An 11,510-nucleotide genomic window follows, 5' to 3' on the forward strand; every position below is an offset into this window, starting at 1 on the left:
CTCCCGTGGCGCGGGCGAGGGGCTTTTATTCCGTGGTTGTTGCATGATTTGGTAGTGAAAACGGGTGCTCTCCCTCGTCCGCGTTTTCATGGCAGAAGTGACTGGCTTTCACGGGTCGGTTGTTGAGATCCCCTCACCCCAACCCCTCTCCCGTGGCGCGGGCGAGGGGCTTTTATTCCGTGGTTGTTGCATGATTTGGTAGTGAAAACGGGTGCTCTCCCTCGCCCGCGTTTTCGTGGCAGAAGGGACGGGCTTCCAAGGGTCGGTTGTTGAGATCCCCTCACCCCAGCCCCCTCTCCCGTGGCGAGAGGCTTTCATGCTGTGGTTCTCTCCCAATTCCCTGGTGTACCAGGGATGCTCCCCCTCGCCCGCGTTTTTGTGGGAGAGGGGGCTGGGGGGTGAGGGAATGTTTGACCATAGCATCATGGTTTAGGTAGCGGTGGGTTGCACGCGAAACCAGCCATTCCCAAAGACAGCGGCTTTCCCAAGATGGACGATTGATGCCATCGTGAGAAGTGTTGCCAAGGCGGGGGTCATGCCATGGACATCGAGCGTCCCGATCATACCTCCCAAGTGCATCGTTTGGCCGGTTGCCTCGGATGTTCGTCCCCAATCCACCCACCGCATGCGATCTTCAACAACGTGAGCAACGCGCGCATCCGCGAGCAGCGCATCGACAGGGGGTTGCCATGGCATTGTCCCATAAATGGGATGAACTGCTGCTCACGATCAGAAAAAGTGAACCCTTGGATTAACGTTGCTGGACTACGGTCTCCGCCTAATCCCAAGCGACCTCAATGGGCAAAGGCGGCCATCATAACATGGGCATAGTGTACCGCTGATCAGATCAAGACTACCTCAAACACGAGTTGATCGCCGCGCCGCATGCTCGTGTGATCGGTCAACGGAGGGCGAACCAGAAAGGGACGGGGCGCATCACGCACTCCAGCGACATGGCCAGGTGGGGCTTCGGGGGTAAACAGCATGCGGTAAGGGCAGGCATGCGAACAGTGGCGGCAGTTAGCGGGGGTACAAGACCATGAAAACAATGTGTAAACAGCATGCGGTAAGGGCAGGCATGCGAACAGTGAGCCGGCTGATCGCAGTGCGGGTGACAAAACACGGCAGAGAGGGCACGCCCCCAGCCGCCACACAGTAACGCGCCTTTCCAGCGCGGGAGGCGGGCATCCGCCAACAGTTCATACACAAATCGTCCGTGCAGGATGGGTAAATGGGGCACCTCGATCCTCAATGCAGCGTGCGCCTATGATAGCACAGCCATCATGTGCATGCACCGAGGGCAGATAATGCTGCGATGAGTTTGCATAGCTGAATCAACGTTCACGTAGCAGCTTGCATATGCCGGGCTGCTCTCGGTAGCCTAAGGTATGATTCAGTGCCACAATCGCTGTGTTCGTGCTATCGTTGCCCGTGACGATCCGCTCCATGTTCAAGCGTTGGGCAAGCATGGCACTCTGCACCTTGAGGGCCATACCCAGCCGACGGCCCCGATAGGCTCGATCGACCGCGCTAAACTCATGGCTCATCGTGCGGGCTGCATCATCAAAGCCCATGCCAACTAGCCCAACCCAACGCTCGCCATCGGCCACAATAAACTGTCCCTCAGGCCGGAACCAGTCAGCCCCAATAATTTCATGGGCGTACTCTTCAAATGTGGGAAAGGAGTCGTCATTCCCGGGCAGATCGGGGGCTAAGCGCCGGTTAAGCTCATAGAGTTTGCGCGCTGCATCAGGCTGGTTGGCCACATCGGCAAAGGTGAAGAAGGAAAATCCTGCTGCCTCCGCTGTTTGAACAACCGCTTGAAATGCGTTGGCATCGAAACTGGCCACATCGAGCACCATGGTAAAAAAACGCTGGCTCAGGCTGAATCCATGCTGCTGGGCAAACCGTAGCGCCACTGCATCGCCATCGCGAACATGACACTGGAGCGTGCGCCAGCCCTGCTGCTCAAGCAATTGAAGGGCATCAACGACCAAGGCAGTGCCAATCCCTTGGCCACGCTGCGCCGAATCGACCACGACTTGCAGTTCAAACCAGCCATCAGGCCGCCACGGAGCACGGGCAACCCAACTCGATCCTAGCAGGCTGCCATCATGAGCCAAGGCAACCATCCGTTGAGCAACATACCCGTCTGGAGCGATTTGATCATGCGAAATATCGCCCGTAACCACGCTGCTGCCTTCACTGGCAATCAGCGCAACAAGCGCAGCTGTATCACGTCTGTCTGCGGGCCTGATAATGCTATCCATTCCAACTCCTTGCAATCTGGCAAGCCCCCAAAAATGTTTTCTGCCACTGGTGCTCGCCCTAAACGTGCAGCATCTATTCCATGAGTTGGCACAAATCACGAAAAGCTGCCAATTCGGTATGATAACCGAAGATATTGGAATTAGATAGCAGATTTTTGGCAACAGGATAGCAGCCACTCTTCTGTGCTGTCGATCATGATTTTTTCTTACGCAGCGCAAATCCGCTTTGGATACCAATAAAGATCAGCGTCAGCACCCCAACGCAAATTCGCGTCCACCACGAGCTGAGCGTACCGTTGTATTGGAGAATCGAAATGATCGTCGCTTCGATCAGGATGCCAAACAAGGTGCCGATCACGTTGCCAACCCCACCAGTAAGCAGCGTGCCGCCCATCACCACCGCCGCGATCACATCCAGCTCCACGCCGGTCGCGAACTGCCCATAGCCAGCCAGCAGCGAAATGCTGAATACAATCCCAGCCAAGGCTGAACAAAAGCCACTGAAGGCATAGACCAAGACTTTGGTGCGGCCAACCGGAAATCCCATCAGCGCCGCCGACTGCTCATTATTGCCGATGGCATAGACAATTCGGCCAAAACGGGTGAAGTAGGCCAGATAGACCGCCACTACCAAAAGCGCCGGGCCGACGAGGGTCGGAATATAAATATAGGCTTTGGCAAAAAAAGGCAGATAGATCGGGGTTAGGGCCAAGTATTTGTAGAGTGGGTCAGTAATTGTGACCGATGTAAGGCTAATGATATACGCCAGCCCACGAGCAAAAAACAGGCCCATCAAGGTAACGATAAAAGGCTGCACTTTGAAGAAATGGATGAGGCAGCCCAAACCAAGCCCAATCATTGTGCCCATTACCAGCATCAGCGGCATAACCACGAGCGGGCTGACTCCAAGGTTGAGCAACGCCGCCGATGCTGCTGTTGTCAGGGCCAAAACACCACCGACCGACAGGTCAATTCCTCCCGTCAGAATCACAAAGGTCATGCCAATCCCTAGGATGAGCAAAAAGCCATTGTTAATAAACAGGTTGAAAAATGCCTGAGGCCGCTGCATCGCAGGGTACAGCTGCGCACCAATGATGTAGGCCAGAAGAAAAATCGTGATTGTTGTCAGCAGCGGGCCATGCCGCAGCACGGAAAGCTTTAGCCGTTGTGTCATGGAAATCCCTTTCAAAGCGCTGGTTCGAGGCTATGGATGCGGCAGGCTTGGCTTCTCATCCTGCGACTGCACCGCCGCTTGGTTGCTCTTGCCACGCCGTTTGATCAGCCGCCGATCGGAATAGAGCAGAATCACCAGCAGCACAAGCACCGCCCGCCCAGCAAGCAAAGCATTCGCAGGCACGCCCAGCGCATACATCGAAAGCGTAAATGTCCAGATCACAATCGCGCCAAGCACGCTCGCCAGCAGCGAAAAACGCCCACCAGACAACATCGTCCCACCCATTACCACGGCCAAAATTGCGTCTAGCTCATAGTTAAGGCCATTATTGTTGCCATCGGCGCTATGCACATACGAGCTAAGAATTAGACCAGCCAGTGCACTGCAAAAACCGCTAAACGTATAGGCCAGCAACTGAATATTCTTGGCGCTAATGCCGCTGTAGTAGGTGGCTTTTGGATTAAGCCCCACCGCTTCGATAAAAAGGCCAATTGGGGTTTTGCGCACGCCCACCCATGCGAGGATGGCCACCGCTGCCACAATATAGATTGAAACGGGCAGCCCCAAGATGTAGCCGTTGCCAAACCAAAAATAGGGCGTGTAGTAGATGGTGATAATCTGACCGTTGCTAATCAGCTGGGCAATGCCCCGCCCTGCTACCATTAAAATCAGGGTGGCTACCAGCGGCTGAATCTTGGCCCGCGATACCAGTAAGCCGTTCCAAAGGCCGCAGAGCGTGCCCGCCGCCAGTGTCGCAATCACAATGATTGCTAGTGGTGTATTGGTGGCGTTTCTGGTCAAAATCTCATTTGAGACCAGCTTGTCACCAGGCGCTGGGTTGATCAAGACCGCCCCCATAGCCGCCGAGATTGCCATCACTGCCCCAACCGAAAGATCAACGCCGCCTGTAGCAATCACTAAGGTCATCCCGATTGCCACCAGCATGAGCGGCGCGCCGTTGTTCAACACATCAATCAGATTGCCGTAGAGATGGCCATCTTGAATGCCGATCCGAAAAAATTCGGGCACGAACAGCGCATTAAAGCCAAGAATAACTGCCCACGCAGTGAGCACCCAAAACAGCCGACTTTCGCGAATTCGGCTGAAGGAAATTCGATTGTTCATGCCTCACCTGCCATCGTTTGCATAAGAGTCCGATCGCTTACCGCATGGTCGTACTCGGCTACTTTCGCGTGGTCACGCAAAACCACAATTCGGTCGCTGATCCGCACCACCTCTTCCAGTTCGGAAGAGATAAAGACGATCGACATGCCATCCTTCACCAGTTCCAGCACCAGCTTTTGAATTTCGGCCTTGGCTCCAACATCGATGCCCCGCGTTGGTTCATCTAAGATCAGCAGCCGAGGCTGGGTAACCAGCCAGCGTGCCAAAATAACCTTCTGTTGGTTGCCGCCGCTTAAGTTTTTAACCAACTGGTCGGGCGATGGCGTGCGAATGCCGAGCAACTTAATATATTTTTCAGCAATTTCGGTCTGCTTCTGGCGGCCAATAAACTTGAACCAACCATAACGCCCTTGCAAGCCTAAGATAATATTTTCGCGAATGCTGAGTTCGCCCACAATCCCCTCGGCTTTGCGATCTTCTGGGCACAAGGCGACCCCACGCTTAATCAACGCTTGGGGCGAGAAGCGCGTCACTGGCTGGCCATCGATCACCAGCGAGCCGCTATCAGGGGTTGCGATGCCAAACAGCAAGCTTGCCAATTCGGTGCGTCCCGAGCCAAGCAGCCCTGCAATCCCAAGCACTTCGCCAACACCCACCGTCAAATCAAGCGGTTCTAACGCGCCCCGCAGCCCCAAACCGGAGGCTTCAATCAGTTGATTTTTTTCGGTCTGTTGAGCAGAATTATCTTTGTCATGAGCCAAGGCCTGTAATTCATCAACCACCCGCCCAAGCATTTTGGCCACCAGCTCCACCCGCGAGAGCGCTGCAATCTCGAAGCTGCCAACAAAGCGCCCATTGCGCAGAATTGTCACCCGATCGACGATTTCGTACACTTGGTCGAGAAAATGGGTGACAAACACAATCCCGATGCCTGCCTGCTTGAGCGAGCGCATAACCGCGAAGAGACGGGCAGTTTCGGTGGCATCCAAGCTCGATGTTGGTTCATCCAAAATCAACACCTTGGCCGAGGCAATCGCTAGCGCCCGGGCAATCGCAACCATCTGCTGAATTGCAATCGAGTAGATTCCCAAGGGCTGCGTTACATCCAACTCAATGCCAAGCCGCGCAAGCGCCTGACGCGCCAACTCGTTCAGTTTTTTCCAATGGATGGCACCAAAACGCCGTGGCTCATGGCCAAGCATAATATTTTCGGCCACAGAAATATTGGTGCAGAGATTGATCTCTTGATACACCGTACTGATGCCAAGCGCTTGGGCATGCTGCGGCGATCTAATGCTAATGGCGCTGTTTTCTAGTTCTATGTAGCCCGTGTCGGGCTGCTCCACGCCAGTGAGAATTTTGATCAGGGTCGACTTTCCAGCGCCATTTTCGCCCATCAGGGCATGGATCTCGCCTTTTCGTAGGGTAAACTCAACCCCTTCAAGGGCGACAACCCCAGGAAATGCTTTGGAAACGCCGCTGACGGTGATAAAATTCTGCGGATCAGCCATAACAATCACTCGCCTTTCATCTAGCAGCACATAAACCGCTGGAGAAGGTATCGAGCCTCCTCCAGCGGTTGTTTGCTGGCTAGTATTTGCGCGTTGGCAACAACTCTGCGGCGTTTTCTGGGTAGTAAACGGTTTCATCGGTCAGCACTTCAGCATCAACTGGTTGGCCGTTCATCAGCTTCAGCGCCAATTCGAATACCTGTGGCCCAAGCAATGGGTTACACTCAACATCTGCTTGGAACCAGCCATCGACCATGGCTTGGAAACCGCCACGTGTGCCGTCCACCGATACAATCTTGAGATCGCCTGGTTTGACCCCAGCTGCCTTGAGCACTTCAATCGCGCCAATACCCATGTCGTCGTTGTGGATAAACAAGCCTTGGAAATCTTTGCCAGGGGTATATTTTTTCAACAACGCTTGCATCACCGGTACGGCTTCGGCGCGGGTGAAATTGCCCGTTTGCGAGTCGAGAATGGTGATGTTCGAATTGAGTTTGTTGCGTAAGCCCTTGGCCCGTCCGACGGCAGCACCAGAGCCGGTCGTGCCCGAAAGCTCGAGGATCACGCCGCCGTTTGGCATCATTTTGTTGAATTCAGCCGCAGCTCGTTCGCCTTCCAAGGTCATATTCGAACCAATGTGGGTGCTATACAAAGATTTGTCGGCGCTCACGCTGCGGTCAACAATGATCACCGGAATGCCAGCATTTTTGGCCTCGGTCAAAACCGCATCCCAGCCATCTTCAACCACGGGCGGCAAGGCAATCACATCTACGCCCTGCTGAATACAAGCACGCACAGCGGAAATTTGATTCTCTTGCTTTTGCTGAGCATCAGAGAAGACCAATTGCTTGATGCCCAAGGTGGCTGCTGTTTCTTTGATCGAGGCGGTATTGGCAGTGCGCCAGTCGCTTTCGGCCCCAAGCTGTGGGTAGCAAAGCACCATATCGCTGTAGGTTTTCGCTCCTGCCCCGGTCGCGGGTGCGTTCGCAGGCGCTTCGGTCGCTGTTTGGGCACCGCAACCAACCAACCCGATGATAACCAGGAGCGCCATAAGACGCGCGGCGAATGATCGTGAACTACTCATGGAAAGTCCTCCTTACGCGAAGAAAACGAAAATCGTGTTTGTAAACGGTCGTTGCCCACAAAAAAAATAGCGTAGTTTGGATGTATCCTCCCGGATCGAGCGCAGCCTGATCCACAGCACGCAGCCTGTGCGCACCCAAAAGGAATTTCGCTAGATTCAAAGAAATCGGGAAAAGAAAGTTCTAGTAGAGCCGATTGGGCAATTCCTGCGCGGCGGTATCTTGGCGATAAATCCCTTCGTCTGGCTTGATCCATTTTTCAACTGGAAGATCATTGGCCAAGTTGAGGGCTGTCGCGAAGAAAAGCGGGCCAAGCAACGGGTTGCACTCGATTGTGGCATTCAGCTTGCCAGCGATCATTGCTTCAAAGGCGGCTCGCACCGCATCAATCGAAACAATTTTGATGTCGATACCTGGCCGCAACCCATACTCCTCAATGGCCTCGATTGCGCCAAGCGCCATGTCGTCGTTTTGGGCAAAGACACCGTCGATGCTGTGGCCATGGGTTTGCAGTAAGGCCGCCATCTCCTCTTTGCCACGAGCGCGAATAAAATCAGCAGATTGGCTGGCGAGCACGTGCAGATCTGGATAGGTTTGCAGACATTCTTGGAAGCCAGCGCCGCGCCCAAGCATTGGAGCCGAGCCTTGCGTGCCTTCCAAAATGACGATTGATCCTTGGCCATCAAGCAGGCGGGCTAACTCGCCACAAGCACGCCGACCCTCTTCAACAAAGTCCGAGCCGATCCGAACGCTGTAGAGATCGGCTGATACATTGGCGCTGCGATCGAGCAAAATGAGCGGGATACCCGCTTGTTTGACCTCGGCAAAAACCTCGTCCCATCCGGTTTCGACGACTGGTGAAACCCCGATGACATCGACACCTTGGGCGATGAACGAACGGATAGCTTTGATTTGGTTGGCTTGCTGTTGCTGAGCGTCGGAAAGATCCAATTCGATGCCGAGTTGGTCTGCGGTCGTTTGGATCGAACGGGTGTTGGCGGTACGCCACTCGCTTTCGGCTCCGATTTGAGCAAACCCGACAACGAGTTCAGGATAGGTTTTGGTTTGGATAGTTTGTGGAGTTGCTAGTGCTCCGCTCGCTGTAGGCGCAGACTCGCTGCACGCCGCCAGAGTCGATACTATGGCTAGCGCGATAACGCTGCGGTAGAGAGCAAGAGCAATCATTGAGGTCGCCTCCTTTGGCGCATTCCCGACCAGTCATGGTCGGCTATTACACGTGATTGACTTGGGATGCTGGCTATTATAGCGGCTGGCTCGCATCAAACAAGCCTGATTTGTATGCAGAATAGCTGCTATTTTAATGTTTTTTTAGCAATCAACGTGTTCGTTTTTTTAAGCTGGTGGTTAATTTTTTATGATTAATGAGTTGGCAACCAATATCAGCTCCCGCCGGGCGCTGGTTTGCGCTGCTGCGGAATGATCAAGGTTACGCAGGTGCCACGTCCATGGCTGCTCTCGATCGACAGCCCATAGTCGGGGCCGTAGTAGAGCTTGATCCGTTGATTAACATTGCTAATGCCATAGCCATCTTCGACGATCGGCATCGCGCCTGCTACCCAGCGGTTGCCCGCCGCCAACAGCTCCTGAATCTGGGTAAGCCGTTCGGAGGTCATCCCAATTCCATTATCTTCAACCTCGATTTGGAGCCGATCGCCAGCCAGCCAGCGGCCACGCACCACAATCGCGCCGCCGTTGCGCTTGTTCTTGATGCCGTGATAGAGCGCATTTTCCACCAGCGGCTGGAGCGTAAGTTTGAGCATCTCACCGCTGCGAGTTTCCTCGGGAATATCGATCTGATAGTCGAGAATGTCGCGGTAACGAATCTTCTGGATCGCCAGATAGCTTTCGATATGCGCAATCTCATCGCGAACGGTAATCCAATCTCGGCCTTTGCTGAGCGTAATCCGGAAGAAGCGTGACAGCGCCGAAACAAGCTCGACGATCTGGGCTGTGCGCTTGGATTCGGCCATCCAGATAATCGCATCGAGCGTGTTGTAGAGGAAATGGGGGTTGATCTGGGCTTGCAGCACCCGCAACTCAGCCTTTTTGAGGTTCTCGTGTTCTTCGAGCTTGGCATCAAGCAATTCTTTGATCTTGCCAACCATGATGTTAAAGCTCAAGCCAAGTTCGGTGATCTCATCGGCATTATCGGCAATAACGAGAGCCTCAAGATCGTGACGGGCAATCGTGGTGGTTACGTCGTGCAACTTCTTGATTGGCACATAGATGCTTTTTGAGATGCGCCAGGCAGCGACGATCGAAAAGCCAATCGACGTGATTATGACGCTCAGGCCTCCAATCGCCCAGTTAGTGAGGTCGCTTTGCATCGCCTGATATTGCAGTTGCGTCCGCTTCACCTCAAACAGCGCATAGGCTTGAACGTTGCCCTCAATCAATTGGGTAATGCTGCGAATCTCCTCCATCAGCAGCAAATTTTCGGCAAACGTTTTGCCTTGGGCAATCTGAATCCCAACCCGATCGATCGAACTGCGCAGGGTTTGCAGGGTGTGCTGGATAATGCTGAGCTTAACCCGACCCTTTTCCGAGGTGGAGTTATTGATCATCTGCTCGATTCGATGGTCGACATCGCTCAAAATTGCATATTGCGTACCTTGGGCAAATGGTTTTTTGCCAGCAATAATTTCCCACAGTTCTGCATCAATCGATGGCTTGATATAGCCGTTGATACTATTCGCAGTTGTAATGTTCTGAATCAGCCCATCGTACTGGGTCTTGTATTCGAGGCCAGGCACGATCAAGAAAACATAGGGCACGCTCATCAGAATCACGACCATCAGCAAGGCGAGCAGAATTTTGTCGCGGATGGACAGCCGCATGCGTAGCCGAGGGAGGGTAAGCATGCCTGCTAAGCCGCTGATTCGAGCACGAGCGAAAAGATTTTCATCCATAGAGAGCCTCTCGTAGCCTAGGCGCGTTGGCGAAACTCGTTGGGTGGCATCCCGACAACCTTGCGGAACACCGAATAGAAATAGCGTGGGTTCTGATAGCCAATGCGATAGGCGATCTCGCTGGCGGTCAGCGAGGTTGAGCGCAGCAGTTCAATCGCTTTGCGAATCCGGAGATTGGTCAAGTAGTCGATAAAGGTTTCGCCAACCTCGCGGTGGAAGAGTGCGCTGAAATAGGTTGGGCTGAGTAAGGCTTGGGCAGCAGCTTGGCTCAGTGACATCGCAGGATCAGCATAGTTGGCATCGATGTAGGCCAGCGCTTTCATAATCATCGGATCGGCGTGCAGCGGCGCTTGATCGCTAAACCCAACCTCGGCCGAACGCTCACCAGCGCTGATCTGGAGCAGGGCCTGAGCAAATGATTGGGTAATCATGCTGAGCCGATCGGTTGGCTCGCCGCTGCCGATGTTCGCCCGCCAAGTTGCCTGCTCGGCCAACTGCCGATTCAAGGCTGCACTAAGCGCAGCTGCGCGTTGGGCCACATCAGCGCGAGTTTCGCCCTTGATAATCAGGATCGTGTCTTCGAGGCCATGCTTGAAAGCCACCACCGATAGCGACTCAGCGAGGATTCCGGCGACGATTGCATCAACTTGCTGGCAAACGGCATACAGCGGGATTGCACTGGCATGCGGCGGCATAACGTGCAGCACGAGCACCTGATACCAAGGTGCCAACAGATCAATCTCAAGGCTGCGTGCTTGCTCCATAAAATCAGCTGCTGAGCTACTTCCAGCAACCAGATCAAGCAGACAACGCTCGCGCAACAGTGGTTGATGGTCGGACATTTGAGCTTGCAGTGTTGCCAAGTGCGCCCGTGACTGTCGTTCTTCAGCGATTTGGCGCGCGATTTTAGCCAGCGCCGCGAGTAGATCGTGGGCCACAATGGGTTTCAGCAGATACTCAGTAACGCCGATTTGCAGTGCTTCTTGGGCATAGCGAAACTCATCATGGCCGCTGAGAATCATAATTTTTGTGGTTGGTAGCGTTTCCTTGAGAATTCGACAGAGCTGTAAGCCATCCATAAACGGCATCTTAATATCGGTGATCACGATGTCTGGTCGGCGCTCGCGAATGAGCGGCAGCGCGATTTCGCCATCTGGGGCCTCGCCGCAAAACTGATAGCCTGCCGCTGCCCAGTCAACCCCATCGCGAATCCCTTCGCGGGTAATAATCTCGTCCTCGACTAAAAATAGTTTGTAGGTCATCGTTGCGCCCCTCATGCGTCGTCGCACGCCCAGCGTTATCGGCTAGATAGCTTGTGTCAAGCAGTTCAATTGAGGATATTGCCGCTACTGTTTATTTGAATTTAAGCCAGGCTGTGCCTGCTTGCGGAATGAGCTTGAAGATGTTTGGGTAGTGTA

9 protein-coding genes are annotated in these 11,510 nt (G+C 54.0%); all 9 read right to left on the minus strand.

The window, feature by feature from the left end; genetic code table 11:
• Positions 1-429: 429 nt before the first annotated feature.
• Positions 430-696 carry a CRISPR system precrRNA processing endoribonuclease RAMP protein Cas6 gene (gene cas6 / locus ACFMKP_RS22585; RefSeq protein WP_382295449.1) on the minus strand — a complete coding sequence of 89 codons (267 nt, stop codon included), beginning with the start codon at positions 694-696 and terminating at the stop codon, positions 430-432.
• Between the two features lie 638 nt (positions 697-1,334).
• Complete coding sequence (locus ACFMKP_RS22590; RefSeq protein WP_382295452.1) at positions 1,335-2,270, minus strand: GNAT family N-acetyltransferase; 936 nt, start codon at positions 2,268-2,270, stop codon at positions 1,335-1,337.
• A gap of 193 nt (positions 2,271-2,463) precedes the next feature.
• A complete protein-coding gene (locus ACFMKP_RS22595; RefSeq protein WP_382295455.1) occupies positions 2,464-3,444 on the minus strand; it encodes a sugar ABC transporter permease YjfF in 981 nt (326 codons plus the stop codon).
• A gap of 30 nt (positions 3,445-3,474) precedes the next feature.
• On the minus strand, positions 3,475-4,569 hold the full coding sequence (locus tag ACFMKP_RS22600; RefSeq protein ID WP_382295458.1) for an ABC transporter permease: 1,095 nt from the start codon (positions 4,567-4,569) through the stop codon (positions 3,475-3,477).
• Entirely contained in the window at positions 4,566-6,080 is a 1,515-nt protein-coding gene (locus ACFMKP_RS22605; RefSeq protein WP_382295461.1) for a sugar ABC transporter ATP-binding protein, read from the minus strand. The genes ACFMKP_RS22600 and ACFMKP_RS22605 overlap by 4 nt, the downstream gene beginning before the upstream one ends.
• 79 nt (positions 6,081-6,159) lie before the next feature.
• Positions 6,160-7,164 (minus strand): ABC transporter substrate-binding protein, encoded by a 1,005-nt coding sequence (locus ACFMKP_RS22610; RefSeq protein WP_204757183.1) that lies wholly within the window; start codon positions 7,162-7,164, stop codon positions 6,160-6,162.
• Between the two features lie 181 nt (positions 7,165-7,345).
• Complete coding sequence (locus ACFMKP_RS22615) at positions 7,346-8,347, minus strand: ABC transporter substrate-binding protein (RefSeq protein WP_382295465.1); 1,002 nt, start codon at positions 8,345-8,347, stop codon at positions 7,346-7,348.
• Between the two features lie 215 nt (positions 8,348-8,562).
• Positions 8,563-10,092, minus strand: coding sequence for a sensor histidine kinase (locus ACFMKP_RS22620; protein ID WP_382295468.1), 1,530 nt, complete (start codon positions 10,090-10,092; stop codon positions 8,563-8,565).
• Between the two features lie 17 nt (positions 10,093-10,109).
• On the minus strand, positions 10,110-11,354 hold the full coding sequence (locus tag ACFMKP_RS22625; RefSeq protein WP_382295471.1) for a response regulator: 1,245 nt from the start codon (positions 11,352-11,354) through the stop codon (positions 10,110-10,112).
• Between the last annotated feature and the right edge of the window lie 156 nt (positions 11,355-11,510).

It is taken from the genome of Herpetosiphon sp. NSE202 (assembly GCF_042688385.1).
Taxonomy (GTDB): domain Bacteria; phylum Chloroflexota; class Chloroflexia; order Chloroflexales; family Herpetosiphonaceae; genus Herpetosiphon.